General features: G+C 48.1%; 31 protein-coding genes and 1 pseudogene. 14 read left to right on the top strand and 18 right to left on the bottom strand.

Translation table 11 applies throughout. The features are described 5' to 3' along the window. Positions 1 to 112: 112 nt before the first annotated feature. The 5 genes from KME12_25840 to KME12_25820 all read left to right on the top strand — a co-directional run bounded on the left by KME12_25840 (position 113) and on the right by KME12_25820 (position 3,895). Positions 113 to 679 (top strand): hypothetical protein, encoded by a 567-nt coding sequence (locus KME12_25840; protein MBW4491194.1) that lies wholly within the window; start codon positions 113 to 115, stop codon positions 677 to 679. Positions 680 to 745: 66 nt separating this feature from the next. Beyond that, positions 746 to 1,441, top strand: a complete 696-nt coding sequence (locus KME12_25835; GenBank protein MBW4491193.1) for a glutathione S-transferase family protein — start codon at positions 746 to 748, stop codon at positions 1,439 to 1,441. Between the two features lie 25 nt (positions 1,442 to 1,466). Then, positions 1,467 to 2,705, top strand: a complete 1,239-nt coding sequence (locus KME12_25830) for a cytochrome P450 (protein MBW4491192.1) — start codon at positions 1,467 to 1,469, stop codon at positions 2,703 to 2,705. Between the two features lie 75 nt (positions 2,706 to 2,780). Continuing rightward, positions 2,781 to 3,641 carry a tryptophan synthase subunit alpha gene (gene trpA, locus KME12_25825; GenBank protein ID MBW4491191.1) on the top strand — a complete coding sequence of 287 codons (861 nt, stop codon included), beginning with the start codon at positions 2,781 to 2,783 and terminating at the stop codon, positions 3,639 to 3,641. A gap of 65 nt (positions 3,642 to 3,706) precedes the next feature. Continuing rightward, the gene (locus KME12_25820) at positions 3,707 to 3,895 is read left to right on the top strand and encodes a hypothetical protein (protein ID MBW4491190.1); all 189 of its coding nucleotides are present in this window, start codon (positions 3,707 to 3,709) and stop codon (positions 3,893 to 3,895) included. Positions 3,896 to 3,900: 5 nt separating this feature from the next. Here the strand turns inward: KME12_25820 and KME12_25815 are convergent, their stop codons facing one another. The 5 genes from KME12_25815 to KME12_25795 form a co-directional block, all read right to left on the bottom strand. After that, positions 3,901 to 4,170: a transposase gene (locus tag KME12_25815; protein MBW4491189.1), complete on the bottom strand. Its 270-nt coding sequence runs from the start codon at positions 4,168 to 4,170 to the stop codon at positions 3,901 to 3,903. Positions 4,171 to 4,849: 679 nt separating this feature from the next. Continuing rightward, on the bottom strand, positions 4,850 to 4,963 hold the full coding sequence (locus tag KME12_25810; GenBank protein MBW4491188.1) for an HNH endonuclease: 114 nt from the start codon (positions 4,961 to 4,963) through the stop codon (positions 4,850 to 4,852). A 5-nt stretch (positions 4,964 to 4,968) separates the two neighbouring features. Beyond that, positions 4,969 to 5,343, bottom strand: coding sequence for a transposase (locus KME12_25805; GenBank protein ID MBW4491187.1), 375 nt, complete (start codon positions 5,341 to 5,343; stop codon positions 4,969 to 4,971). 129 nt (positions 5,344 to 5,472) lie between these two features. Then, complete coding sequence (locus KME12_25800; protein MBW4491186.1) at positions 5,473 to 5,679, bottom strand: hypothetical protein; 207 nt, start codon at positions 5,677 to 5,679, stop codon at positions 5,473 to 5,475. 23 nt (positions 5,680 to 5,702) lie between these two features. Then, positions 5,703 to 6,143 (bottom strand): helix-turn-helix domain-containing protein, encoded by a 441-nt coding sequence (locus KME12_25795; GenBank protein ID MBW4491185.1) that lies wholly within the window; start codon positions 6,141 to 6,143, stop codon positions 5,703 to 5,705. A gap of 365 nt (positions 6,144 to 6,508) precedes the next feature. Between KME12_25795 and KME12_25790 the strand changes: the two genes are divergently transcribed. From KME12_25790 to KME12_25780, 3 genes are all read left to right on the top strand, one after another. Beyond that, positions 6,509 to 6,718, top strand: coding sequence for a hypothetical protein (locus KME12_25790; protein MBW4491184.1), 210 nt, complete (start codon positions 6,509 to 6,511; stop codon positions 6,716 to 6,718). Positions 6,719 to 6,913: 195 nt separating this feature from the next. Further along, on the top strand, positions 6,914 to 7,975 hold the full coding sequence (locus KME12_25785; GenBank protein ID MBW4491183.1) for an IS4 family transposase: 1,062 nt from the start codon (positions 6,914 to 6,916) through the stop codon (positions 7,973 to 7,975). 3 nt (positions 7,976 to 7,978) lie between these two features. Then, a complete protein-coding gene (locus KME12_25780; protein ID MBW4491182.1) occupies positions 7,979 to 8,164 on the top strand; it encodes a hypothetical protein in 186 nt (61 codons plus the stop codon). Positions 8,165 to 8,172: 8 nt separating this feature from the next. Here the strand turns inward: KME12_25780 and trpD are convergent, their stop codons facing one another. Further along, positions 8,173 to 9,192: an anthranilate phosphoribosyltransferase gene (gene trpD, locus KME12_25775; protein MBW4491181.1), complete on the bottom strand. Its 1,020-nt coding sequence runs from the start codon at positions 9,190 to 9,192 to the stop codon at positions 8,173 to 8,175. A 117-nt stretch (positions 9,193 to 9,309) separates the two neighbouring features. Then, a complete protein-coding gene (locus KME12_25770; GenBank protein MBW4491180.1) occupies positions 9,310 to 10,017 on the bottom strand; it encodes a phytanoyl-CoA dioxygenase family protein in 708 nt (235 codons plus the stop codon). A gap of 223 nt (positions 10,018 to 10,240) precedes the next feature. Here KME12_25770 and KME12_25765 point away from each other — a divergent pair. After that, positions 10,241 to 10,555 (top strand): annotated as a pseudogene (locus KME12_25765) (maturase). A 110-nt stretch (positions 10,556 to 10,665) separates the two neighbouring features. On the opposite strand, the gene KME12_25760 reads toward KME12_25765, so the two are convergent. From KME12_25760 to KME12_25750, 3 genes are all read right to left on the bottom strand, one after another. Then, a complete protein-coding gene (locus KME12_25760; GenBank protein ID MBW4491179.1) occupies positions 10,666 to 11,142 on the bottom strand; it encodes a GNAT family N-acetyltransferase in 477 nt (158 codons plus the stop codon). A 212-nt stretch (positions 11,143 to 11,354) separates the two neighbouring features. Beyond that, entirely contained in the window at positions 11,355 to 11,783 is a 429-nt protein-coding gene (locus tag KME12_25755) for a hypothetical protein (protein MBW4491178.1), read from the bottom strand. 177 nt (positions 11,784 to 11,960) lie between these two features. Continuing rightward, positions 11,961 to 12,323, bottom strand: coding sequence for a nuclear transport factor 2 family protein (locus tag KME12_25750; GenBank protein ID MBW4491177.1), 363 nt, complete (start codon positions 12,321 to 12,323; stop codon positions 11,961 to 11,963). Between the two features lie 221 nt (positions 12,324 to 12,544). On the opposite strand from KME12_25750, the gene KME12_25745 reads away from it, so the two are divergent. Then, on the top strand, positions 12,545 to 13,090 hold the full coding sequence (locus KME12_25745; protein ID MBW4491176.1) for a dual specificity protein phosphatase family protein: 546 nt from the start codon (positions 12,545 to 12,547) through the stop codon (positions 13,088 to 13,090). A 136-nt stretch (positions 13,091 to 13,226) separates the two neighbouring features. Here KME12_25745 and KME12_25740 read toward each other — a convergent pair whose 3' ends face one another. From KME12_25740 to KME12_25730, 3 genes are all read right to left on the bottom strand, one after another. Further along, the gene (locus KME12_25740) at positions 13,227 to 13,781 is read right to left on the bottom strand and encodes a shikimate kinase (protein MBW4491175.1); all 555 of its coding nucleotides are present in this window, start codon (positions 13,779 to 13,781) and stop codon (positions 13,227 to 13,229) included. Between the two features lie 449 nt (positions 13,782 to 14,230). Then, positions 14,231 to 15,511, bottom strand: a complete 1,281-nt coding sequence (locus KME12_25735; GenBank protein MBW4491174.1) for a relaxase/mobilization nuclease domain-containing protein — start codon at positions 15,509 to 15,511, stop codon at positions 14,231 to 14,233. Beyond that, complete coding sequence (locus tag KME12_25730) at positions 15,508 to 15,954, bottom strand: hypothetical protein (protein ID MBW4491173.1); 447 nt, start codon at positions 15,952 to 15,954, stop codon at positions 15,508 to 15,510. Before KME12_25730 ends, KME12_25735 begins: the two co-directional genes overlap by 4 nt. A 181-nt stretch (positions 15,955 to 16,135) precedes the next feature. Between KME12_25730 and KME12_25725 the strand changes: the two genes are divergently transcribed. The 4 genes from KME12_25725 (at position 16,136) to KME12_25710 (ending at position 19,003) form a co-directional block, all read left to right on the top strand. Continuing rightward, entirely contained in the window at positions 16,136 to 16,636 is a 501-nt protein-coding gene (locus KME12_25725; protein ID MBW4491172.1) for a hypothetical protein, read from the top strand. A gap of 21 nt (positions 16,637 to 16,657) precedes the next feature. Then, complete coding sequence (locus KME12_25720; protein ID MBW4491171.1) at positions 16,658 to 17,455, top strand: hypothetical protein; 798 nt, start codon at positions 16,658 to 16,660, stop codon at positions 17,453 to 17,455. Positions 17,456 to 17,560: 105 nt separating this feature from the next. Next, positions 17,561 to 18,337, top strand: a complete 777-nt coding sequence (locus KME12_25715) for a hypothetical protein (protein MBW4491170.1) — start codon at positions 17,561 to 17,563, stop codon at positions 18,335 to 18,337. Between the two features lie 351 nt (positions 18,338 to 18,688). Beyond that, positions 18,689 to 19,003 (top strand): hypothetical protein, encoded by a 315-nt coding sequence (locus tag KME12_25710; protein ID MBW4491169.1) that lies wholly within the window; start codon positions 18,689 to 18,691, stop codon positions 19,001 to 19,003. A 338-nt stretch (positions 19,004 to 19,341) separates the two neighbouring features. Here KME12_25710 and KME12_25705 read toward each other — a convergent pair whose 3' ends face one another. The 5 genes from KME12_25705 to KME12_25685 form a co-directional block, all read right to left on the bottom strand. Continuing rightward, complete coding sequence (locus KME12_25705) at positions 19,342 to 19,773, bottom strand: F-box protein (protein ID MBW4491168.1); 432 nt, start codon at positions 19,771 to 19,773, stop codon at positions 19,342 to 19,344. After that, positions 19,770 to 20,234, bottom strand: a complete 465-nt coding sequence (locus KME12_25700; protein ID MBW4491167.1) for a protease complex subunit PrcB family protein — start codon at positions 20,232 to 20,234, stop codon at positions 19,770 to 19,772. Before KME12_25700 ends, KME12_25705 begins: the two co-directional genes overlap by 4 nt. 49 nt (positions 20,235 to 20,283) lie before the next feature. After that, on the bottom strand, positions 20,284 to 21,993 hold the full coding sequence (locus KME12_25695) for a S8 family serine peptidase (protein MBW4491166.1): 1,710 nt from the start codon (positions 21,991 to 21,993) through the stop codon (positions 20,284 to 20,286). A 183-nt stretch (positions 21,994 to 22,176) separates the two neighbouring features. Continuing rightward, positions 22,177 to 22,782, bottom strand: a complete 606-nt coding sequence (locus tag KME12_25690; GenBank protein ID MBW4491165.1) for a hypothetical protein — start codon at positions 22,780 to 22,782, stop codon at positions 22,177 to 22,179. Positions 22,783 to 22,908: 126 nt separating this feature from the next. Continuing rightward, entirely contained in the window at positions 22,909 to 23,439 is a 531-nt protein-coding gene (locus KME12_25685) for a hypothetical protein (protein MBW4491164.1), read from the bottom strand. Positions 23,440 to 24,311: the final 872 nt, after the last annotated feature.

Genomic DNA, 24,311 nt, shown 5'->3' with positions numbered 1-24,311 from the left:
CATCATAGAGACGGGAAGTAGGAGTCATGGGTTTTGCTAATGGGTGTGGTAACTGATCAGCTTAAACCAAGCTCCTCTTCCCTCCTACCTTTCGTTTCAATCACTCAGACTTTTGTCAGTCAAGCAGCGTAGATTTCTCTGGCATGGTTTCTTTCTCTTTTTTGTCGGATGTATCATTCCTCTATTCATTCCTTTGTACAGCAACCCCCGCGCTGGGCTTGCTGCTCACACCATTGGACTGACGCTGGGACTCTTTGCTTCAGCCGTCTATTGCTTACCGGATATCCTGGCTGGTTTACAAGAATTGCAGCGCGTTACCAAACCAGGTGGACGAGTCGCCTTTTCTAGCCGGGGGGAGATTGGCGATCATTCTGTAACTGGGGTCTACACAGCCTGTCTCCGAGAGTATGGTGTGGCGCTTCCACCAGTGATGCCCTTACAACGAGTGGATACGCTTGATAAGTGTCGTCAACTTTTACAGGATGTCGGCTTAGAGAACATTGAAGTCTATAGCGAAGAATTAGGTTACTATGCCCAGAGTCCAGATGAGTGTTGGGATTTTATCTGGAACACTGGCAATCGGATGCACTTGTCGCAACTAGAGCCTGAAAAAGTAGAGCCATTTCGAGTCGAGTACTTAAAAAAAGTCGCAACATTAGCGACAAACCAGGGAATTTAGATGCACAGTCCCGCTATCTTTGCAATTGCACAGAAACCTATCGGTAGTTAAGTTTGGCTTTACTTTATGAAGCTCTACTACGCTCCAGCTTCATCCTATTCGCAGCGAGTTTTGATCGCCCTTTACGAAAAGAACGTCGAGTTTACACCCATCCAGGTCGATCTTTTCGACCCCAAAGGGCGATCGCGCTACAGGCAAATTAATCCTTTTGCCAAAGTACCAACGCTTGTGACCGACTCAGGTCAGGTGCTCTTTGAGGCTTGTATCATTATTGAATACCTTGATCAACACTTTGAAAACGCACCTCATCTCATTCCTCGTAACCCAAGCTATGCCTTAGAGGTTCGGGCGATCGAGCGGATGATTGATACGTACATCAACAGTGGACGAGAGGCCCTCTTTGCCGACACTCAGCGTCTGGTCGAGGAGCGAGGTAAGCAGGAGGCTGTCAAAGCTCATCGATTGCTGGAGACCGCCTGCACGCTGCTAGATGAGCGACTCCGAGGCCGTACTTGGCTGGCGGGCGAAACATTCTCTTTGGCAGACTGCGCTGCTGCTCCCACCTTGACCTACTTGCGTATCGTCTACAACTACTACCCCCTGTCCCAGCTAACGAATTATGTCAGGCGGCTTGAGGCTAGACCATCCGTAGCGCGAGCCCTCAACGAGGGGCGTGACCAGATGATGCAGATGCTATCAACACTTCCGTATCCCCAAAAACTTGTACCCCTGGCAGAATCACTGGTCTCCCTGAACCAATAAAGCCAAATTTTTTTCGAGGTGAACCATGTCTTTCTCTACAGCGATTGAAAGACTCAACCCATTTCTACCTGAGGTCATTGCAGACCCCTACCCCATCTACCGTCGATATCGAGAAATAGATCCTGTGCATTGGGGAGTTTCCTCAAATCCCCGCTTACCTGGTGCTTGGTATCTCTTCCGTTATGAAGATGTGGTACAGGCGCTTGAAAATCCTAAATTTGGTCGTGAGGCTTGGCGTGTGCGGGGGGATGGCGAAGGTGCACCCGTGCCACCAGCCTATCAGGGATTTCAGTCAATGGTAAGCAATTGGATGGTTTTCCGCGATCCACCGGACCACACACGGTTGCGATCGCTGGTGAACAAAGTCTTCTCTGCAAAGATGGTTGAAAATATCCGTCCAGGCATCTTTGACATTGCAGATAATCTGCTGGATGCGGTTCATACTCGCACAGAAATGGATTTGGTGGAGGAGTTCGCCTTTCCTCTGCCAGTCATGGTTATATCCAACTTGCTAGGTGTTCCACCGCAAGACCGTCCCTTGTTCCGAAGTTGGGCCTTAGCATTACAGCACGCCAGTGCCTCGCGCCTCACCCCATCGCCGCAGGTCTACGAGCAAGCTGAGCAAGCAACGCAAGGATTGATTCACTACTTCCAACAGGCAATCGCACAGCGACAGGTGGAACCACAGGAGGATCTGATCACTGCCCTCGTCAAAGCCCAAGACGAAGGCAATAAGTTGAGCGATGAAGAAGTTCTTGCCACCTGCATTCACCTGCTAACCGCAGGCCACGAAACCACCATCAACCTGATTGCGAAAGGGGTACTGGCATTACTTTGTAATCCCGATGAGTTGCAGCTGTTGCGTTCCCATCCCGAACTCATTCCTGGGGCGATCGAGGAACTCATACGCTACGACAGTCCTGTCCAGATGGTGACGCGCTGGGCTTATACAGATCTCGAAATCGGTGACAAACTGATTCGGCGCGGCGACAGTGTGGGATTAATGCTGGGTGCTGCCAACCGAGACCCCGCACGCTTTCAGAATCCCGATCTCCTCGACATACAGCGCTCTGACTGCAAGCACTGTGGCTTTGGCAGTGGCATCCACTTCTGTCTTGGCTCAGCCTTAGCTCGCGCCGAAGCTCAGATTGCACTCAATATTCTGCTGAACCGTCTGCCCGATCTTCGCCTGGTAGACAAGACAGTTGCATGGGCAAACAACATCGTGTTTCATGGCCCCAAACATCTGCAAGTTGCCTTCTAAGGAAGAATTTGGGAAGGAATTTTGGATTTCGGATTTCGGATTTTGGATTTAAACCTCAGGATGGTGCCTCAAAAAATGACTACTATCTCCGATCGCTTTGAATATTTACGTACCAACCATCAATGTGCCCTCATTCCTTTTGTGACTGCGGGGGACCCAGATCTAGAAACCACAGCAGAAGCCCTGAGAGTGCTAGATTCTAGCGGGGCTGATTTGATTGAACTGGGGGTTCCCTATTCAGATCCGCTGGCAGATGGGCCTGTCATCCAGGCAGCAGCGACCCGCGCGCTTCACCAGGGAACCCGCTTGGCTCATGTTCTAGCAATGGCTCAGACAGTCACTTGTAGCCTGCGATCGCCTCTGATCCTATTCACTTACTACAACCCAATTCTAAATTTGGGAGTTCAGCCGTTTCTCAACCAGGCTGCTGCTTCTGGAATCAAGGGGTTAGTCGTACCCGATCTACCTTTGGAAGAGGCAAGCGAACTGCTCTCGATGGCCGACGATGTAGGAATTGAGGTTACTTTGTTAGTCACGCCTACCAGTTCCAAAGAGCGGATTGAGGCGATCGCTCAACAATCGCGTGGATTTATCTATGTGGTTAGTGTCACAGGTGTCACTGGCATGCGCTCCCAAGTCCAGACTCGGGTGAAGGATGTAATTCGTGAAATCCGCAGTATCACGAATAAGCCCATTGGTGTTGGTTTTGGTATCTCTGAACCAGAACAGGCCCGCCAGGTGAGCGATTGGGGTGCGGATGCTGTGATTGTGGGAAGTGCCTTTGTCCAACGTTTGGCTGAGAGCACTCCCTATCGAGGACTACGAGCGCTCAAAGATTTTTGTCGCGACTTGAAAGCATCAATTACTCCTGCTGAAGAGATGCGATCGAGTCAAGAGATCTGGGAGAGCTCCTCTAGCCGATCGACTTCGGACTGAACAATCGAGGTCGTGTCGCAAAAAGGTAAGGTGTGGCAGCTCAATTTTCTCTAGCCTTGCTCTAAATGACGGCTAACTCTCTGTTCAAATGGCAACATTTTCTGCCTGAAATCATCTTGCTGAACATGCGATGGTATTGTCGCTATTCCTTGAACTACCGAGATTTAGAGCAGATGATGGCGGAGCGCGACGTCGAAATGGATCATTCCACCCTCAATCGCTGGGTATTGAAGTATGCCCCCCTGCTTGACTGACAAAACTAAAAAGCTGGAAAGCGTTTCAGGACAATAAATTCACGATTAAAGGACTGATCGTGTTGTCGTTGAGCAGCGATCGCAGGTTGAGGGTCGGGGGCACTCGATAGAAACTGAAAAAGAGAAAGTTTCCATTGTTGAGTCAGGGCTAGACGAATCCAGTTCCAACCTAATTTGAGATAACTCATGCCCCGACGCCAATGAGTATCGACTAAACGACGCTGGCCCAATGCCACTACTTGAGTCCCTTGCAGCACCAAAAACAGCATCGTCAGCGCAATCACGCCACAGAGTTGAGTCAGCGCAAATTTGTCTCTTAAGCGTGATGCTTCGAGGCTAAAGCCATTAGATTTGAGGTCCAAGAAAGATTCTTTCACTTGGAACCGGAATCGGTATTGGGCAAAGGTTTGTAAATTGGTAAGTTCGTCACTGACAATCACCCAATCCTCGTCACTGGGTTGGTCATGAGCAAAGGCCAGATAAACATTGGCATCGGGCTTCCTTTTACCCAGAGACACAGCGGGAGTGAAGTAGGCTTGTCCGGGTTGCAGTCGGACTGATGAAACCTTGTACCTTGACATTGACTCAAATAATCATGCAACGCATCATAGAGACGGGAAGTAGGAGCCATGGGTTTTGCTAATGGGTGTGGTAACTGATCAGCTTAAACCAAGCTCCTCTTCCTTCTTACCTTTCGTTTCAATCCCTTAGACTTTTGTCAGCCAAGCAGGTATGCCCCCTCAGGGAGTAACAAGAGGTGTGAAGTGCTTGTGTAGTAGGAGATAGAGACGGTAGGCATAAAAAAAGATAGGCTTGCTTATTGACGATAAGCCCATCGAGAGTGGTTAACTTAAGCAGGTAGGTCGCCCCACCTGCTCGGCTTCAAAACCGGACTTGCCCGTTTCCGGGCATCCGGCTCCTCTCCAACTTGGTTCATTGTCAGGAATATCAGCTTTAGTGGTTGTCGCTACCATGTGCCCGGTCGTGGCAGTGGCGGTGTAGTAGTGCCAGATTTTTACGGCTGTGGTTGCCATGGTTTCCATCTTGGTAATGTATAGCTGTCGCCATAGGAGTTAGGACGCAGCTTCCTTGAGGACAATCTCCATCGCTTCACGCAAACTAGTCGAGTTGCGTCGTTGTTTGCGAATACGACCCTTTAACCATGCCCAACACTTTTCGATGCGATTCAGGTCTGGTGAATAGGGCGGTAAGTAGATTACGAGATTATCCAACACAACATGGATTAATCTTGCCTCAGGAAACAAGACATCCACTAAATACTGCATACACAAAGCGAAATCTTCTGATGTTCCCTGTTCAGTGACTTTGAGATGTCGCCAGCCTTGCAGAGGTTGAAAAAAGCAAATATGTGAAATGACAATTATGATTGGCTGCTCACAATTAAAAATCCTGCCCTTTCCCATCAGCGATCGCGCGAAGAAAATCATGACGACAATTAGCCTGCATTCCTGGCTCTGAAGAGGTTGTGGCTTGACGGATAATTGACGCGACCTAAATGACAATTATTGAAGGGGCAAGATTTTTAATTAACGCGACCAGCCAATCTAATCGACGCCTTATACAAATAGATTACAACTGCCTTCGCGCTTGTATTCGTAGTCATAACGTTGAGGGGTGCCAGGTTCTGAAGGAAGAGGAGTTCGAGTTTCACGGACCAGTTGCACTGGACGCTCATCAAAGCAAAGGACAGGTTCTTGGGCATCGTAGGGCTGACTATACAAATCCAGCACCCCTTCCATCCGCCAGACAAAATCAGCATTCACAGTGCCAATGCACCATTGTTCCTTCAACCAGGGTTTGAGGTCGTTTTTTTCAGAGTCCGGCGGACCGTTTCATCCGAAATTTGCTCTACCAGATTCATCTCGACTAAACGGTCCGCTAACAACTGCATAGTCCATTCTGTCCGACCTTCAGGGGGGTCACTACAAGTGATTGCAACTAAAAAGGCTTCCGCTTTGCCATCGAGCTTCCGTTTGCCTCCGGGTCGAGGAGATTCCCTCAAGGCAAAATCAACGCCTCCAGCTACAAACTTTTGTCGTGTCCGATGAATCGTTGATTCTCCGACATAGAGCATTTGGGCAATGGGTTCATCTCGATGTCCTTCATCAGCTAACAGAAGAATTTGGGCACGCTTAAACTTTCGGCTGGAAAGATGATTGTGATGAGTGAGTTGAAGCAGAGACTGACGCTCTTCAGATGTCAGCTCAACCGTGTACTTTTCTGGCATGAGGGGTTCTAGTTTTTTACTAGTATCCCTGGCTCTGCTTTACCTGTCAAAACCAGGTTGGTGGACTACTAGTGTGTGATAAATATTACACTTAGTCAAAATTTAATTTCTGAGGCGAAAAAACATAAAACCGGAATAAAAGAACGTAAAAACACTCAGAATTGGACAGTCTTAGCCTCGCTTATAGTGCTGAAAAGCAAATCATTGAGGTGCTTGGTAGGACCTCAAGTGGTTAGGTGTCGAACTCTGTAAGGCGGCGGTCGCTCGGGGTCAACGTATCAAAGCTTTAGGTAAGGAAATTGAGCAATTTCAGCAGTGCCTCACTAAAGTAGAAGCATTGCTAGGGACAGTGTGAGCGATCGCCTATGACAACCGGTAGGGAAGAGTGTGCTGGTATGCTGGCTCTCCTGGCTGAACTCATTCAAATGTACGAGGACCCAGAAGCAAAGGAGACACTCGTTGAGGCCCAAACATTACTACAAAACGCGATCACCAATGCCTCGGAAGCTGAAGCTGTAGCTATTGTTCGTCTATTTCAAGAGTGTTTGAGTCAGAGGAGCGATCGCCAGGAATAGTGGTGGAGCAGCTTCACGTCAACCCAATCTCTTGATTCTTGTTTGCGAGAGAGTTGTAACTTTTTGGAAGAGATTGCCGAAAACGAACAATGGCACATTTTTTGTAATATGTCCCTAAGTACAGGACAAAAGCTTGCAAATACTTCTAAGGAAAGGGTTTCATGAAAATTACCACATTCCAAGCATGAAACCCTTATGCATCAGGTTACTCTACTTCGCGATGCCTTGCGTCCCCACCTCACCTGGCATGGAGCCAGACTGAGTTTTCTGGCCGCTTTCCTCATCGCCCTGCTGCGGGTTAAAACCATCAACTTTGCTGAACTCGCCACAGCCTTCAGTGGCAATGCTCAGACTGATTCCCACTACAAACGACTCCAGCGGTTTTTTCGCCACTATGCCATCGATTATGCTGAGATCGCTCAGGCAGTGATGTCTCTCATGGCAATTCCAGAACCGTGGGTGCTCTCCCTGGACCGAACGCAGTGGCAGTTTGGGGAGCACACGTTCAACATTCTGATGTTGGGTGTGGTGCATGAAGGCGTTGCCTTTCCTGTCGTCTGGTGCCTCCTCGACAAACCAGGTAATTCCAACACCGATGAACGCATCAAGTTGTTCAACCAGTTTCTAGAGCGCTTTGGAGAGCGATCGCTGGCCTGCTTGAGTGCGGACCGAGAGTTCATCGGCAAAGACTGGTTCGGCTATCTGTTGCAAGAACCGCGCACCCCCTTTCGCATCCGCATCCGCCACAATCACATCTTGGGCAAGGGTCGTCAACGTCTGAAGGTCAGCAGCGTCTTTCAAGCACTTCAGCCTGGACAGCAACAGGTGCTCCGACACAAACGACGATTGTGGGGACATTGGCTCTACATCGCGGCGTTGCGCTTGGAAGATGGCACCCTGCTGGTGGTTGCAACTCAGAGTGCTCCTAAGTCTGCAATTACAGATTATGCCAAGCGCTGGGGGATTGAAACCCTGTTTGGCAGCTTCAAAAGCCGGGGGTTCTGCTTGGAATCGACGCACCTGAGCGATGGGGAGCGACTCAATAAACTGCTGGCGCTGCTCTCCTTAGCCCTGTGCTGGGTCTTCCTGACGGGGGAGTGGTTGCATCAGCTCAAGCCGTTGGTGGTGAAGAAGCATGGGCGCAGAGCCAAGAGTTTATTTCGCTACGGATTTGACTATCTGCGTCACATTGTCCTTAACTTGGAACAGAAGGGAGATCAGTTTTCCCAGGCTCTACAATTTTTGTCCTGTACTTAGAATATGTCCTTAACTATTGTGACTCTAAGCGATCGCATTACTGACATTGCCGAAGTTCACTCATTTTCGGCATTGATGCTGAGTATTAACGAAGTTGCGCATGAGCGCGGCACGAATGTCTTCCGTCAGAATATTCCCCATCGGCCCGTCCGCCCGATACGCCTGTTGAACCGCCATGCAATCGGTTAGACCAAGCTTCAGCGAACGTTATCAGCCAAGTAATCCTTGAGCGTCACGAACTTTTCCTTCATACGGCCATCGCCGATCGCATCAGATGCAGCACGATATCCTTCAGCAATCGTGCGAGTGTATCCACTTAAGTAGAGTACAGCGCCAGCGTTAAGAGCAACCATGTCACGTATACCTTTAGGAGCCTTGTCGTCCAAGAGCTGGTAAAACACGATCGCATTGTTATGGCAATCCCCTGTCGGGAGTTCAGCGTAATCAACCCGCTCAATACCCACCTCAGAGAGTTGGAACTTGGACTCAACGATTTCGTTTGGTGTCACCTCAAGGACAACTGACTCACCCGAGACCGAGAATTCGTCAATACCCGGATCACCGTAGACTACCAAAGCCCTGGTGCGCCCAATTCGTTGGAGCGCCTCACCGAGAACCCGTAACCTTGCCGCGTCCGCTGTACCTATGAGCTGGTGAGTTACCCTTGCTGGATTAGATAGCGGACCGATCAGATTGAATATTGTTCGACGTCCTGCAAGTTTCCGTGCTTCCGTGACGCGCTTCATACCGGGATGATACATTCGAGCGAAGATGAACGCGACACCCACCTGCGCCAAGCACTCTTCAATCAACTTCGGAGGCAGCTCAATTGGAATCCCTAGGGCTTCGAGTAAGTCAAATGCACCGTTTGGACGGCGAGATCCCCGGTTACCGTGTTTGGCAATTGGCACCCCACATGACGCTGCGACAAACGCAGCGGCTGTCGAGACGTTAAACCTTGCTAGATCACTACCACCGGTACCACAGAGATCCACACAAGTTGCAGGGGCATTTACAGGTAAGGCTCTACGAACCAACTCACTGGCAAAACCAGCAACTTCGGCTGCTGTTTCACCCTTCTCGGCCAGCGCCACAAGGAAGTCAGCGACGGCCCTATCGTTAACGTTAGATTCGAAGATGTCCCAGGCAATCGCAGCCGCTTCTTTTTCGGAGAAGCTTTCACCGCTTCGGACTCTATTCAGGTATTCGTCGAACACAGATTTGCCTCCTACTCTTGTCAGTCTAACGATTGCGTTGAGAGGCCATCAGAAGCTTTGTAACACATCAGGATTTGAGCGACTCCGCTCCAACACGCTTGTTAGACGGCTAGTAACTTAAGCCTCATGCCATTTCAGCACATCCGGCAACTTTGCTGAACAATACTCAAGATGCAGCACGCGCCTGTGTCCTGGATCTATAGCTGCTGAAGATGAGTGCAAGAGTAGTGGACGCATTATCATGGCTCCGCCTCTTTCTAGTCTGCACGTGACGCTATTTCTCTTTTCTTTCCAATCCCGAATCTCTTCAGCTAGCAGACGCCCTGCCTTGTGTGAGCCAGGAATGACGCGCAATGCTCCATTCAACTCATCTGTATCATCCAAATGAACTCTGATGGTCAGCATGTTCTCCAAAATAGCAACTGGTGGCTGCACATGGACAATACCTGCTTTCACCGACCAGGGACCATAATCCTCCACATCAATCCGTTCACGAACAGCAATAGTTAGATCCTGATGCCATGCCACTTTCCAATTTGCTTCCACTGTCTTATCGAAAAAGATGCCGCGGACAACTTGTGCTTTCCTACCAAGAATCGGCTCGACCAAAAGGCGAAGGGCTTGGCTGTTTGCGATATCTCTTGTAAGCGGAACCAGATTAAGGAGATTCCTAATTCCGTAGGCTCCGCCACTTCTACGACTCACTGCATGATCAATAGGGACTTGTGTTAGATGTTCAATGAGTAACGAGATCAGCCCAAAATCTAGGATATTTGGGACGACGGTGAATCCATCCCTTTCAATCACATGAACGTAATTAGTCATCTATGCAGATTAACATTCAATAAAGCCGTCTAACGACAAAAGTCAGCGGTTACAGGTAACCTCGACTCAGCGCTAAGAGCACTCGTCAATCCGCTGCATCCGAATTGTGTACGCCCAGCATGGGCATGAACTAATGGGGTGAGAGTCTCCTGGAGGAGGACCAACGTCCAAATGCTCGAAAGTTTTGGAGCCAAGTGACGACAAATCCTAGCTTAAGGCAAGGGTGCCCTCGCGAGGGAGTACCTGCTACTTTGGGATTTCCCAGCATTACTCCCCCATCGAAGAGCTAGACGGTTGGTTAAGGCGGCGGATTCGAATGTGTTATTGGAAGTAATGGCGCAGACCCAGAACTCATATCACCAACCTGCTCAAGCTGGGAATGAGTAGACGGCATGCGTTCTCGACAGGGCTTAGCCGCAAAGGTTACTGGCGCTTGTTAAAGACGCTGGCGACCCAAACGGGAATGACCAATGAATGGCTGGAGCAGGGATTGCTATCCATTCGTCATCTCTGGATGAAAGTTCAAGGATACGCTTAGACTATCAGCATTGTCTGCGCGTCTTCATGAACCGCCCTGTGCGGACCCGCACGCGGGGTGGTGTGGGAGAGAATGGTTAAATGCCTTCCTTGACCCGATTTGGTCTGTCTCTACAACGGCATCTCAAGCCAAAGCTGACGACCCCCTTCCCACCGCGAGCGTTCAGCAACAAAACCAATTTTAGTGTAAAGGCGTAATGCTTCGATATTTCGCTCGTTGGTATTCAAAACGATAAGATGACAGCCGTGTTCGCGGGCACGACAAACCGCCCTTTCAACTAGCCTTGCCCCAATACCCCGCCCCCTTGCAACAGGCAGTACGAACAAATCCTCGATTTGCGCTTCAAAACCCGTAGACCAAAGGGAATAGTAGTACCAAACCTGCGTATATGCAACTGCAACACCACTCCCGGTAGAAGCAAGCAAAAACTCCACGTCTTCAATCAATAGTTTTCTCAAAGAACTCAAGATTTCAGTTTTATAGGGAAGCTGTTGATCTAAATGATCTCGAAAAGCTGCAATTAGGTTGGCTAAGTTGTCTATATCTACTTCTGTAGCAACTCGAATTTGTTCGATCGCTTCTGTCATGTGAATGCATCAGAGATAGTGAAATTAAACGTTTGGCATGGATAAATCACTCAAAATACTACCCACACTAACGGTTCAAAAATATTTGAATTTTGCACACCTAAAGATAGTCTACAAAGCTTGCCCCTACCAATACCTCAAGCAGTCAATGCTGCTGTTCAGCGGCTGCTAGAGATCTTCACAGCCGAATCAATGACTGGATGCAGCCCACTTCAACAGCGTTGTTGGGTATCATCTTGATGATGGGTGTCACGTAAAGTGAACAGCGCGATCGCTTGTGCCAGGGAAAGTAGAAAGGTAGCGATGAGTAATCCGAGTGAAACGGGGAGTCGGAAAGCATCATCACCCTGTAAAAGAAAATATGAGTGAAGACTAACCGCGATTATTCCTCCAGCCACGAGCAACCAAGAGAAAACAACACCATTGGCGTAACCTTGAGTTAAACGTTGCTGACCGAATAGCATCAACATGATTAGTGGAATGTTAAGTAGCAAGTTTAATTGAATTCCTCCCGGCATTCCAAATAGATCCCACTCATGCCAATACGCAGCATCAATCTGGTGCGTAATGAGAATGGTTGCATTAGCAAGATAGAGCCAAGAAAGTATTGACTTAATGGACGTTGAGCTTTTAGTCAACATACTGTCTGATAAACGCAACGTATCTAATCTAGAGTTAAACATCTACAGCTAGCAATTACCCCGCAGGTAATGCAGCCCAAGGCTGCCTATCACCCGCCGTAGGTCACCTTTGAGCATACCGATCAACTCTCAACGCTCTGGTGTGTATGGGTGTTATTAGGCACCGAGGCCAGACGATTAAAGCGGACAGACTTCCATGGCTTCAATCAAGCCATGCTTAATGGTGAAACGGTGGCCGACGTGCTCATCGGCAAGCACGGCTCCGGACAGATCGCGCACGACCTGATGCACCTCGACCAAGACCTGCCCATCCTCCTGCGGGTGAAAGGCAACCGGCTCGACGTGTGGATTGATCTCGCTCCACTGCTCCGTCCAGTAAGCGCGGACTTCTTCAGGACTACGAACAAAACCGCCTTTGAATGCCTTCGGCCAAGCCACGTCGGGAGTCATGAGGACAAGGGCGGCATCAATGTCGCGCGCGTTGAAGGCCACATACGCTGTGCGTAGGAGCTCAATTTCTGGTACAGGTTGATCTCGCATAAGAGGTAGGTGAAGGAGATGGGACAGTGCCTAACGTTCTGGCTGAGCGGCAACCAACCTGAACGATAAACAAAGAATCTGTACGTCCGCTCCAACCGGGTTGTTCTGCCGCGCAAATAACTCAGCCTCTGTAGTTTACTCGACCCATCGCTCTGACAATCTGAGCCGATATGAAAACTTAAGCAGTAAAATCGGTCGTTGAGCAACTCAATGCGCTCACTATGTATAAATTTGCTGCTGCTTCGGAGAATGAATCTATCGTGTTTGGCTCTGCTCGCCCTGGATATAGTAACGAGCAAGTAACTGAGTGGATTGAATTTATGCAGAATCAGGACATCAAGCGTGTTTGCTGTTTGCTTCCTGAATCTCAACTGACTCGCTATGCCAATCTACTTGATATTTACCGACAAACTTTTGGGCTCGACTACGTATGTTGGACACCGATTGAGGATTTCCACTTTGCCACCCCGGAAATTCTGATCCACCAAATTTTACCGTTCTTAGCGATCACTAATCAGAATGATGAAAAGGTCGTTGTTCATTGCTCTGGCGGAGTTGGGCGCACGGGACATGTTTTAGCAGCTTGGCTTGTGGCTGGACGAGGACTCTCTAACAAAGCCGCGATCGATGCTGTTAAACAAACTGGGAAAAATCCTTACGAAGCAGTGATCGCTGGTCCATTCAAAGGACGCAATCCGTGGAAACTTGCTGCGGAACTCAACCTGCTACTAGATGAATGCAATCGATTGAGGGGCAAGCTATCTTGATGCTGACTACCTACAGTTACGTTCCAAACTACCGCCATTACTCGAAACTCAAGCGGCAGAACGTTCTGTTTGAGTAGCTGCAGATGATTGTTGTATCTATACCAACATCTCGCGTCAGTCCTCTCCGACCAGATTGTTATGCTGCACTTACCAACCGCAAAATCTCGTTGCAAATTTCCTCAGGTGTCTTTGCTTTCGTATATACCGTAAACTTCGCAAGTTCATAGTTTGAAGGATGCCTTACGAAATGTTCATTGACATTGGGGCTACCATCAGGCACATACTCATTGCGCTCATTCAAAACTTGTACTGATGCATCTAGATCTGGTGAAGGAAGTAAGAGAACAATGTTTGAATAAGCAGCTAAAGCTTGCTGAACTCTTTGAAATAGAGAGCTGTCTTCATATACAGAATGACCCGCTCCAAAATCAATGACACAGTTTTTATGCTCTGACAGTAACCTCTCTACTGCATAAGCTTCAAAAGGTTTCCAGTACTGGTAAACTCCCCAAAATCCTTCCGTTTGCCGTTTGTGTTTTGCTAATTCTTCGTCATACCCAATCTCTTTGTAGTAAACCCATCGATACTCATCCATCGAGCATTGTGGAAGAGCAAGTCTAGCAGCTAGCAGCGCTCCAATAGTGGATTTTCCAGTACCAATAGGCCCAATGAGGATAATGTCTGATGACATGACGCTTTAATAGTAGAGCACTAGTTTAGATCCAATAGTGGATACCTAGCAACGGCTACAAGTAGTCACTGGTTTGACAATTCTGGGCCAATTTAATCTCAAGCACAAGCCCATAGCTTTAGAGTTACGTCCCACCAAGGTCTCAGCGGCGTAACCCGGTTAAATTCGGCGGCGACAGATAACTTCTACAACTGCATCAAAGACTTTCGGTTTGTCTGCTGTAATGCAGTGTGTATGACCGCCATAGATGTGAACGAATGGGGTGAAAGTGCTCAGGAGGAGAATCAGCATCCAAAGGCTCGAAAGTTTTGGAGCCAAGTGATGACAACTCCTAACTTCAGGCAAGTGGGATTTGCAGTATAAAGTAGGGACTGGTACGGCAGAAATTACTTCACTCTGTACTCTCGATACTGGCTGGATGAGCCGCTGATTGAGTAGATGTGCTGCCATCAGAGATCAAGATGTTCCGATCGCGAGTAAGAGCGCTCGACTAAATTGATTGCCTGCCGCTTCTGCTTCTCCAGGTTTAGTGGCTGTGAGAGAGCTTGCTGGCGCAAATGTTCGTTAAGTTGGTCGATCGCTGTGCAGTCGGGTTCCGTCAAGCCATAGCTCTGATAGTCGCCCTCTGAATACCCCATTAGAAGGCGATCGCGGTAATAGAGTTCTGGTTGACCTGCCTCATCCAATCGAATTTGGTAATCCTCAAAGGTCGCAGCTCTCAGTTTGGGTCTACCCGCTTTCTCTCGACTCCATATTTCTTGGATCTGAGGTGCAAGGCGATGAACATATTCATTTTGTACCCTCAAAATATCCTCAAGCAGGTCGGGTTCAGGTGTCTGTCTAGTTATCGACTCAACCCCAGGACGCTCGATTTCAATCTCTCTTGCTAGCCGTTGCTGGAGGGCTGGGAGTGTGTAGCCTCGACCTAGTTGGGACCCTGACATCCTGACAACTTCACCTTTGGCATCCGCTTGCTCGAAAATGATGCCTGGTTTGCTGGGACGATCGCCCCAGCAAACTGAAATACCGTGGTTTTGCAGCAACACTGCTTGCAGCTGCTCCAGGTCACGCCCTGGAATTGCCTCTTGGTCAACAGCGTGTTGCATCATGAGCATTACAGGTGGGACCCCAGTTTTCTGCCATGCCTCCACTTGCCTTCGAGTGGGAGAGCGTCGATCGATTTCATAAGAGCTTTTTAGAGGTTGAAGTCCATACTCTTTTTCAGTTTCCCGACAAATCCGCTGGCTGCGCTCATGATCTTGCCACGTTGGAATGGCTCGCCCGTCTAAAAGATTGATGCGACTGGCAACGAAATGCGTATGCCGATGCTTCGTGTCTTCGTGGACGGCACAGAACCATTGATACTCGTATAGTTCCGATTCAAGAAACTCATTCACCTGCTGTTTGTATGCAGTTTTGTCGCCGCTTCGCAGCAATTTTGGTTCGCGTGCTGATACCACTAATCCCGCAAAGCGAGCGATCGCTCTATCTCTTAAAAACTCGTCACTCAGGTCCTGAGTCACCGCATCCTCATAGCTGTAGGCATCAATCAAGTGATAAACGGGTCGCTCAATTTGAGGGTTTAAGTCCCGTGACATCAGGAATTCTCGCGCGATGGTATCCGAATCAGAGCCCATTACGCTACCACCAAGCAATCGCGCCGCTTCCTTATCGAGTACGTATTGCGTCGTTTCTCTAAAGTTGTGATTCTGCAACGTCTTCCCAATCATGTTTCCGGTTCCTCCTGATTAGTATTCTTGCCTGGGCTCAATTGCAGCCCAATTTCTACCAGCAACTTTTCTAAGCGTTCCAGTTGCTCTAAGTAAGCAGGAGTCAGCGGTAAATCTCTGTTTTGCTGGACTGCTATATTCATTGCCTTCGCCATTTGGTTGCAGTTGGCTCTGAGTTGAGCAAGTTGAACGTAGGCTTCCCGGTTAATTTGAGGGGCGATCGCCCGAGGTCGAGGAATGCCAGAACCGAACACTTTGGCTCGCACAAAGGCTGAGAGGTTGACCCCCTGTCGTAGTTCCTCAAGCTGCTGTTCTTCTGCTTCAGTGATGTAAAAACGCTTGGCGATCGTTCTGCGTTGATGCAGCTCAGAATCTCCTAAAGCCTCTCGAATCTCACCTTTGAGTTCCGCGATCGCCTGATCCATCGATTCAAAGTTAGGCATAAGCCTCCAACTCGCCACCAAGCCATCAGAATTCTGTCCTAGCACGTTCAGGGTGATTTCAGCAGGCTCGGGAGCGAAAAGTTGCTGCCCCAAGTTCAAAGTTTTGCTAAGACCGCCTTCTGAAGTCGCCAGCTCTTAGGTGATTTCGTTAGAAGAGTAGTAGGAGTATTCCATCGGAGTCATGGCGATTTGGACAAGACTCAGTGAGGTCATGATGGGCAAGCCGCCGAAGATTTATCCCGAGAGCACCGCGAACGAGTTGAGTTCAAAACTGGATCACCTGGCACAAAATCCCAAAGGTTTGCAGGTGAAGGAGTTAGTGTTTCGGCTGAGACCCAAAATCGAGACGGCGCAAGAGTCAGGCTACACCTTAGAAGATATTGTCAATGTGTTTAAGGCGGAAGGGGTTGACCTAACCTTAAATACTTTGAAGCGGTATTTACAGGAGAGCCGAGCCCTTAACTCCCAACACGACCTACCCACAATCCCTGCTTTAGATTCCAAGCCTACTAAGGTCAAAAAGACTAACTCACTTCCTGTTCCTTCCTCACAGCGATCGCCCAAGCCAATTCAACTATCTGAAGATAAACCCCAGCCTCTCGTTGAGCCTGGAATTCAACCCTTATTGACCAATACCAATGAGTACGGTTTTCAAGAAATGCGTTCTGATGATGACCTCTAAACGAATACAAAAAGTAGACCAATGGCTAGTAAAACGACAAAACTCCACCCTCAAGTTGCTGAACCACTCGCAAAGCAGCTGCAACCGAAACGGATGATTGGCATCACCTCCGACAAGGGCGGCAACGGCAAAAGTACAGTCGCTCGGGCTCTAGGTGACATCGTCCTCCGACGAGGCATTCCTACCCGAGCCTTTGATTGCGATCGCCGCAATGCTCAACTGCATCGGCATTACAACCAAGCGTTCTTGTCTACCTTTGATTCTGATGCGGGTGTGAGCCGGATTGATCTGAGTGTTAGAGGAGGAGCTGATGAACTCCTCAATAGTCTGGAATCTCCCACGACTCAAATCGTGCTGATTGATTTTCCTGCGGGTGGAGGAGAACTTTTCGAGCGCTTTGAACGAGAGATTAAGCTCTTCGACTTCCTGAGCGAAATCGGATATCAACTGACGATGGTCAGTGTACTAAGTCGGGTCAAAGATAGCATCAACTCGTTAAGAACGCTGATGGAGTACTGTGGCGATCGCGCGGATCATGTGGTGCTAAAGAACTGCTTTTTTGGAGAACCAGAAAGATTCAGCCGCTTTGACCACAGCAAGACAAAAGAACTAGTGCTGCAAACAGGGGGCGTGATTCTCAACTTTCCTGACCTGTACGACAGTACTTATGATGTCCTGGACGATAAAAACCTGACTTTCAGTGATGCCTTGCAACCTCAGAGCGGGTTGCCGATGGCCGATCGCCGTCGAGTGAAAGTCTTTTTAGATGAAGCCGAAGCAGAATTCCTCAAAGCTGCGGAGTTTTTAGGGTTGGTGTAGAAGAAGGCAGAGTAACAAGAGATTCAGGGTGCGACCATATTGCCTTTTAGTTCCAGAAGTAAGGCAGCTCAATCTAACAACTCTTGACTTAATTGGGTATAAACAATGGCTAGCAGCACTCCTGACAGTAACGGCAGCCACAAGCCGATTCTTACGGGGAATACAGTTCTCGACAAACTGCTTAACCAATTGGAGAAGGGCGATCGCGAGTTTATTCTGCGATTGATGGCAGAGTTGGGTATTCCGACCAATGACCCGATGCATCCCTTCTTAGTAGCGTTGCAATACTACGTCCAGATTCTCCGGGAAATTCCAGCTGCAATGAAATCAGCAGCGGATGAATCGTTTCGTAAAGCTGCGACGGTTTATGGCAGCATCCAATCCAATTTGAATCACTCGGTGGCTCAAATTGAAGGCATTCGGTTGCAGTGGGAGGAAGACACTAAAGCTTTGCTGCCTGAGTTCAGGTCTACCTTTAATGCGGCTTTTGACCAGGCCATTCAGTCAGCGGATGTAGTACTGAAAAAGAAGGTGGAGGCGTACCGTCAAGAGATTAATCAGATCAACGCCACCGCTTCACGGGACTGGAGCCAGGAGCTCGTTCGCACTCGTAATCTTTATCTGCAAGATGTCTTTTGGCAAGGTTTAGTTTGGGCTAGTACTGCCACGGCGATCGCCTTAGTGGTAGTGGGAGGGTCAGCTTACTGGCTAGGGACTCAGCAGGGACGGGCGAGTGCTGCCCAAGAGTTTGGTGACCAAGATTGGTATGTCATTGGTCAACAGTTGATTAACCGAGCAGATAATAAGCAACGGCTGATTCATTGCAACCAAGACCGCAACGTAAAATGCACCCTCTGGATGGAAGACCCACCGCAACAGTAGGGAAACGACGCAACCTCTTCACCGTTGTTCTTACTTGCCCCCAATTCTTTGGTTTAGGTACTGACGGGCGATCATGTGTAAAACCTTATCCTGTTTGACTGCTGTAATGTTGTGCCATATGTCTATAAGCAACTGATTGTGAATTCACTCAGTTTTGTTAGATCTCTTCTTTAGAGCCTCTTAAACAAGCACAAGTTCAGAAATAGGCTACAATTCTGACTCTGTCTACCTCCTAATCAAGGAACCAAAGAACTAAGTTTTTAGATCAAATTCCTATCCGACCGTTCTAAGCTGTAGTTTCAAGTTTAGAACTGCTTGGAGAGCCGCGATCGCCTGTATCGATTCTGGCCTATGGGAGGTAAGTATCCAAATTCGTCTGCACCACTTGACGAGCGATCGCGTTTTGCAAAATACGACTATCTCGTTCCTCTAAATACTGGCGATCGCTCGTCAAGTGGCAATGGCACGGTGTGGTTGCCTGGCTTGAAGGGGTCTTTGCTGATCCAGCAGATTGTTGAAATGGAGCGATTAGGGATTCTAGAGTTGTTACGTCCAGGACGAGAGCTTCGCAACTCGGATGCGGATTTGATTCAACTTAAAGAGCGGTTGACCGCTAACGAGTGGCAGACCAAAGCGCTGTTTGACCTCAAAATCAATCCCAATTGATACATTTCTCAATCTTTATACATTGCTTATATTGCGTTTCCACCTCCCAAACTGAGCTTTTTCTCTCCTGAGTTTGGGAGCCACTGGTTTCCACAAAGATGGTAGTGGGGGCATCTTGCTCCCCGTTCTACACTCGCTTTCATATTCCTTTTAAAACTGTTGCTACAAGACTAGCGATCACGAAACTCAACATTAAGTTAGAATTTGATTTTTCTACAAACTACCGCCAAGACGATGGTTTGTTGGGTTTCGTGCCTTAACCCAACCTACAAGATCGGGCGATCGCACTTCTTTCACATATTGAACTAGCGCTCGCCATCAATCCGTGAATAACGACCTTATCTCCTTCTTAGTACCCCTTGTGCCCATAATGTCAGTATCTTTGCTACACCCATAGTGGCGATATTTCCATGTCGTTGCTGGCTAATCAACGATAGATAGCTAAACCTTCCTCGGTTACTATTAACCCATCGATCAACCAAGGCATTCAGGTATCTCGACGTTGCTCGCAATCTTAAAAGAGACCGGGGATCTAGACGTCCAAGTATCATCCAATCAACGTCAGGACTACCAGTAATTTCCAACCTTGCCTGTTCCACGCCTCTCTCGAAGTATGCTTCCAGCTCTTTGGCTACTTCCTCGAAAGATATACTGTCCAAGTCAGGAACGCGCTCTTCCTCAATGGCTTCTAATTCCTCTGGCACAAACTTTAGGATTTCCAGTTCTGCTTGTGAAAAAAGCTCAACTTGTTCGACTTTCTGTGCTTTCATGATTTTTGCTGCTGTTGTTGGTCGGTATTGAATTGGGATCTGGTAACGGTAATGTTGAGCGAACCTGGTACTTGGTTAAACTTTTTAAAGACGACCCTCCCATCAATTCTGAGAATCCTAATCATGTGATACGGATAGGTAAGCGCCTCTGTCACGAAGTCTTCAGCACTAGGCTGGCGATGCTGAACGGTAATCGCGAGTTGCTTCTGAGTTTGAGAGCCACTGGTTTCGACACTCAGAATCTCAACCGAGTAACCGCCAGTCGGCTGCTCTCCAGCAAAAACGGCGACTACGCTGTAGCGGGTAAAATCCACTTGAGGAACGGGTGGCGGTGGTTCGGTATTAGAGGTGTGCTGTTGCCAAAGATCGTTCCATTGTTCTGAGTTATCAATCACCATTTGGCCGGCACTTTGATAACCACTATTACTCCCCTGTGCGATCGTTGTGTAATCAACGTTCATTTTGAATTTGAACCTCCTAACTCAGTTTTCGTTCTGCTGACACGAGTTTCTAGCGCCGAAGACTGGGAACTTGATGCGTTATTTTGTAGCAGCGAGTCTTCTTCTTGCCAGTTGGCGTCGTGAAGTTGAGGTTTAAAGTGAGCTTGCATTGAGGCGACTTGAACTTTGAAGGCACTTCAATTCCAAAGTCGCGGGTTGTTTCTGCACCGACTCGCAACGTGCCATAGTCTTGTTCGGCACTTGTCACTTTAATACCGTCAGGTCCAACCAAGCTCGCTTGTACGGCTTGCATTGTTTCATCCCCCGTATTTCGCACGGCTATGTTGACCTGTTCGAGCAGTGTCCATTCTTTAACCGATGATCTAGGCGTCACCTTCTCTGCTTCTGCGAGCGGTTGTCCTGCAATCTGCAATGCTTTGGCAGCATCCACTAATCCCGCGCCTTGGGCATTTTCATCGAACTCAGAAGAATCCAGTTTCTTGGCAGATTGCATCAAAATTCTCTTGACTTGCAACGGTTGAAGCTTTGGATAGCGCTCCAAAATCAAGGCAGCTATCCCGGCAATATGGGGGGATGCCATACTAGTCCCCGACTGCCTAGTGTAGCTGCCACCAGGCTTAGCAGACATAATTTGTTCGCCCGGTGCCAAGATGTCCGGTTTGGGTCGATTGTCGCTTGTTGGCCCCCGACTGCTAAAAGGCATGACTTTCGCACTATCACGGCTAGACGCTCCAACCACAATCACATCGCCTCTGGCATCTGCCGGGCTGGTAATGTTAGGCAAAGGTTTTTTGTCACCGTCGTTGCCCGCGCTTTTCACTAGCACTAAGCCCAGTTTCGTGGCTCGTTCGGCGGTTTCGGAAACGGCGCTGTTTCCATCGAGCGTTGGGCTGGGTACTCCCCAACTACAGTTGGCAATCCGCAATCGCTTCTCTTGCTGCATATCCTTCACGACATCTTCAATCGCATCAGCACCCTTCGATCCGCTCGATTCTGTCGATTCTTTATATTGAGTGGGGAAAATCTTATAGTTCCAGATTATTGCCCCCGGTGCCATGCCTTTGTACTTGGAGCCATTGCCTGCAATGATGCCCGCCACATGAGTTCCATGCGGATGAGGATTGCCCCACTCTTCGTTCGTGTAGTTCCGCTTGTGAACCACACGACCCTTGAGGTCAGGATGGTTAATATCAACCTCTGAATCCAGGACAGCGACGATCATGCCTTTGCCCGTACCAACCAGTCCTTGGGTTCTGGCATCAACCACACCCACGGCTACGGCACTTTGATCGAGTTCCAACTTTAATGGCTTATCAAATTCTATTTGTTCTACATCGCTGCGACTGGCAATCTGTTTAATTTCCGCAGGAGTGAGGTTTGCAACAACAGCATTCCCCAATCTTAAATGTTCCCCTGTTTCTGGGTCTGGCAATTCCTTTAGGAGTGACTCGATCGATTGATTTGCCAAGCTTTCAAATTCATCGCACTTTTGGCATTCAAATTCTTCTCCGCGTTTCCGGTATGAGTCCTCCAAGTCCTCGATCTCGTTCAGGAAATCGTCGAACGACTTATTTGGTTTGTAATGAATAATCACCCGCTGGCGTTCAGTAGACTCAATACCGCCTTCTTCAGCCAGGATTTGATACTCTAAGAGATTCTCAAGTTTGTCGTCAATCTCTGCTCCCCACTGGTCGCGGACTTCGCTTGAAGCTGTTTCGAGTTGCTCGCTTGTTAGGTAGAAATCATCGCCTAAAATCATAATATTTTACCTCGTGTATCAATGAAAGAAAGATTAGATCCCAGCCTCCAACTCCTTAGATCGGGAGAGAAATCAGAGAGGGTAAATGTAATACAGTCTGTCTCAGCCCTCGCCTGCTTCAGGGAAGGCAACTAACTTGCTTCAAACAAGGCGATGGCTGGCGCAGAGGTTACACTTTACCCATTACTTCCTCTTCCTCTGCTTCCTGTACTTGTGTGCATTTATTCCGAACGTTCCGGCACTAAATAAGGCTCCAAGAGCACCAAATATCAATGGAAGAAATTCTGGCGCTTCTTCAACTTCCTCTGGTTTGACTCCAACCTGTTGGCGAATGGGATCGAACAGGACACGAGTCACTGGAGGAACGTAGATAGGAGCCATCCAGCGGAAATAGCTAGGTAGCAGCTTAGCCACGCTGGGCGTCAGCAGTCGGGCAACCGCAGTTGGACCTTTGCGAGTGGCGGCTTGCAGCTTGGTACGAGTTCTGGGGTTGCTCATGATTTTCTTCGTCAATTGCTTGACAATAATTGTGAAGGTCTTCAGCAACTGCCTATTCACAGAACTACTAGGACTGCGACGGGCATAACCATTCCCGTTGACATAGGCTTCCTCGCCTTCCATCAAACTCTCCAGGGATTCGGCTACGCTCTCAGAATTGACATCTTCTAAGCTGATGCTTTCCATCGACTCAGCCTCAAGTCCTTCGATGTCTTCTGGTAAGAATTCCAGGCTCTCAACATCTGCTTCGGTAAATTGTTCTAGATCTGCTTCGATTGTGTAAGTTGCCATGATTGTCTCCTTTTTTTAGTTGGTTTTTTTCAGTGGTTTTTGGGGCTAATGCGGGTAGCCAAGTCTAATGAAAACTTTAATGAGTCATGCATCTTGGCTACCCTTTTTTATCCCTCGTCCTGAGTCTTAGAAGCGGCCAACACCATCCCACTCAGACGCTTCTTCAACTTCCTCTGGTTTGACTCCAGCCTGCTTGCGAATAGGACCCGATAGAGCACGAGTCACTGGAGGAACGTAGATAGGAGCCATCCAGCGGAAATAGCTAGGCAGCAGCTTAGCCACGGTGGGCGTCAGCAGTCGGGCAACCGCAGTTGGACCTTTGCGAGTGGCGGCTTGCAGCTTGGTACGAGTTCTGGGGTTGCTCATGATTTTCTTCGTCAATTGCTTGACAATAATTGTGAAGGTCTTCAGCAACTGCCTATTCACAGAACTACTAGGACTGCGACGGGCATAACCATTCCCGTTGACATAGGCTTCCTCGCCTTCCATCAAACTCTCCAGGGATTCGGCTACGCTCTCAGAATTGACATCTTCTAAGCTGATGCTTTCCATCGACTCAGCCTCAAGTCCTTCGATGTCTTCTGGTAAGAATTCCAGGCTCTCAACATCTGCTTCGGTAAATTGTTCTAGATCTGCTTCGATTGTGTAAGTTGCCATGATTGTCTCCTTTTTTTAGTTGGTTTTTTTCAGATTAATGGTGGATCTAACACAACGAAATATCATTCTCTGCTAAACAAATTCTTGTTTAGCAGGTTTCGTTGCTGAAAGGTTTTCTTGGGGATAATCATAGGAATAACCTTTGATTATTGAGATATTCAAAGAGCTTTTAGTTTGGTTGCTAACGCTCCTTTCCTTTCCATATCCGTATAGTATCTTGGTGAAATACGATTGACACTTAACTATTTTTAGGTGCTTATAGAACCAATAATTAACTATTTTTAGGTAGTGGCAATTTGCTTCTCTTTATATAGGCTGTAATTTCTTTAACTAAGAGAAATGTATAAATGTAAAGATATTTATAAAAAAACAGCAGTAAGCAAAGGCTGAAGCAATTACTCACTGGTGCAACAATTCACAACCCCGTAACTCTACTTTTTTAGCGCTTGGTAATTGAGATACCTCCACTCTGCATTGTCAATGCGATCGTAACGTTAAGCTCAACAAGCTCATAGTTATAGAGTGTAAGACTTATTCAAGAAGTTAGGCTCTCTCATGATTACCGCTTCTACCTAGAAACTTCAGTTCTTGCTAATTTTAACTATTCTTTCAATTCTATTTGGACTTATTAACCTGGCGATGTTTGAGCTGATATACAGTGCCAAATCAAATCACATCGGGACAAAATCGTGTCATCGACATTTATTTGTCACTATGACAAATAAAAAGTCACTGTACAGAAGTAGCAACGGGTATATCCCAGTTATGCAATGAGCAATAGTACTTAGGCATGACTAGACTTATGAGCGCTAAGCTTTTAGCAGTTCAACCTAGGAACCTTACTCCCATGGATGCCTCCAAGGAAGCCCGTC

Origin of the sequence: Trichocoleus desertorum ATA4-8-CV12, from assembly GCA_019358975.1 — a bacterium.
GTDB lineage: Bacteria > Cyanobacteriota > Cyanobacteriia > FACHB-46 > FACHB-46 > Trichocoleus > Trichocoleus desertorum_A.
Note: the sequence above shows the minus strand (reverse complement) of the source record. Positions and strands in the feature narration are given on the sequence as shown.

What these genes read in the sequence shown, in the direction of transcription:
- KME12_25705 (MBW4491168.1), bottom strand. Translation starts at nt 19,773, where the DNA reads ATGAAAGCACAGAAAGTCGAACAAGTTGAGCTTTTTTCACAAGCAGAA.
- trpA (MBW4491191.1), top strand. Translation starts at nt 2,781, where the DNA reads ATGACTACTATCTCCGATCGCTTTGAATATTTACGTACCAACCATCAA.
- KME12_25715 (MBW4491170.1), top strand. Translation starts at nt 17,561, where the DNA reads ATGGCTAGCAGCACTCCTGACAGTAACGGCAGCCACAAGCCGATTCTT.
- KME12_25820 (MBW4491190.1), top strand. Translation starts at nt 3,707, where the DNA reads ATGACGGCTAACTCTCTGTTCAAATGGCAACATTTTCTGCCTGAAATC.
- KME12_25835 (MBW4491193.1), top strand. Translation starts at nt 746, where the DNA reads ATGAAGCTCTACTACGCTCCAGCTTCATCCTATTCGCAGCGAGTTTTG.
- KME12_25790 (MBW4491184.1), top strand. Translation starts at nt 6,509, where the DNA reads ATGACAACCGGTAGGGAAGAGTGTGCTGGTATGCTGGCTCTCCTGGCT.
- KME12_25760 (MBW4491179.1), bottom strand. Translation starts at nt 11,142, where the DNA reads ATGACAGAAGCGATCGAACAAATTCGAGTTGCTACAGAAGTAGATATA.
- KME12_25745 (MBW4491176.1), top strand. Translation starts at nt 12,545, where the DNA reads ATGTATAAATTTGCTGCTGCTTCGGAGAATGAATCTATCGTGTTTGGC.
- KME12_25750 (MBW4491177.1), bottom strand. Translation starts at nt 12,323, where the DNA reads ATGCGAGATCAACCTGTACCAGAAATTGAGCTCCTACGCACAGCGTAT.
- KME12_25690 (MBW4491165.1), bottom strand. Translation starts at nt 22,782, where the DNA reads ATGGCAACTTACACAATCGAAGCAGATCTAGAACAATTTACCGAAGCA.
- KME12_25805 (MBW4491187.1), bottom strand. Translation starts at nt 5,343, where the DNA reads ATGATTTTCTTCGCGCGATCGCTGATGGGAAAGGGCAGGATTTTTAAT.
- KME12_25780 (MBW4491182.1), top strand. Translation starts at nt 7,979, where the DNA reads ATGTCCTTAACTATTGTGACTCTAAGCGATCGCATTACTGACATTGCC.
- KME12_25710 (MBW4491169.1), top strand. Translation starts at nt 18,689, where the DNA reads ATGGGAGGTAAGTATCCAAATTCGTCTGCACCACTTGACGAGCGATCG.
- KME12_25795 (MBW4491185.1), bottom strand. Translation starts at nt 6,143, where the DNA reads ATGCCAGAAAAGTACACGGTTGAGCTGACATCTGAAGAGCGTCAGTCT.
- KME12_25730 (MBW4491173.1), bottom strand. Translation starts at nt 15,954, where the DNA reads ATGCCTAACTTTGAATCGATGGATCAGGCGATCGCGGAACTCAAAGGT.
- KME12_25740 (MBW4491175.1), bottom strand. Translation starts at nt 13,781, where the DNA reads ATGTCATCAGACATTATCCTCATTGGGCCTATTGGTACTGGAAAATCC.
- KME12_25720 (MBW4491171.1), top strand. Translation starts at nt 16,658, where the DNA reads ATGGCTAGTAAAACGACAAAACTCCACCCTCAAGTTGCTGAACCACTC.
- KME12_25810 (MBW4491188.1), bottom strand. Translation starts at nt 4,963, where the DNA reads ATGGCGACAGCTATACATTACCAAGATGGAAACCATGGCAACCACAGC.
- KME12_25830 (MBW4491192.1), top strand. Translation starts at nt 1,467, where the DNA reads ATGTCTTTCTCTACAGCGATTGAAAGACTCAACCCATTTCTACCTGAG.
- KME12_25695 (MBW4491166.1), bottom strand. Translation starts at nt 21,993, where the DNA reads ATGATTTTAGGCGATGATTTCTACCTAACAAGCGAGCAACTCGAAACA.
- KME12_25770 (MBW4491180.1), bottom strand. Translation starts at nt 10,017, where the DNA reads ATGACTAATTACGTTCATGTGATTGAAAGGGATGGATTCACCGTCGTC.
- KME12_25735 (MBW4491174.1), bottom strand. Translation starts at nt 15,511, where the DNA reads ATGATTGGGAAGACGTTGCAGAATCACAACTTTAGAGAAACGACGCAA.
- KME12_25700 (MBW4491167.1), bottom strand. Translation starts at nt 20,234, where the DNA reads ATGAACGTTGATTACACAACGATCGCACAGGGGAGTAATAGTGGTTAT.
- KME12_25725 (MBW4491172.1), top strand. Translation starts at nt 16,136, where the DNA reads ATGGCGATTTGGACAAGACTCAGTGAGGTCATGATGGGCAAGCCGCCG.
- KME12_25685 (MBW4491164.1), bottom strand. Translation starts at nt 23,439, where the DNA reads ATGGCAACTTACACAATCGAAGCAGATCTAGAACAATTTACCGAAGCA.
- KME12_25755 (MBW4491178.1), bottom strand. Translation starts at nt 11,783, where the DNA reads ATGTTGACTAAAAGCTCAACGTCCATTAAGTCAATACTTTCTTGGCTC.
- KME12_25785 (MBW4491183.1), top strand. Translation starts at nt 6,914, where the DNA reads ATGCATCAGGTTACTCTACTTCGCGATGCCTTGCGTCCCCACCTCACC.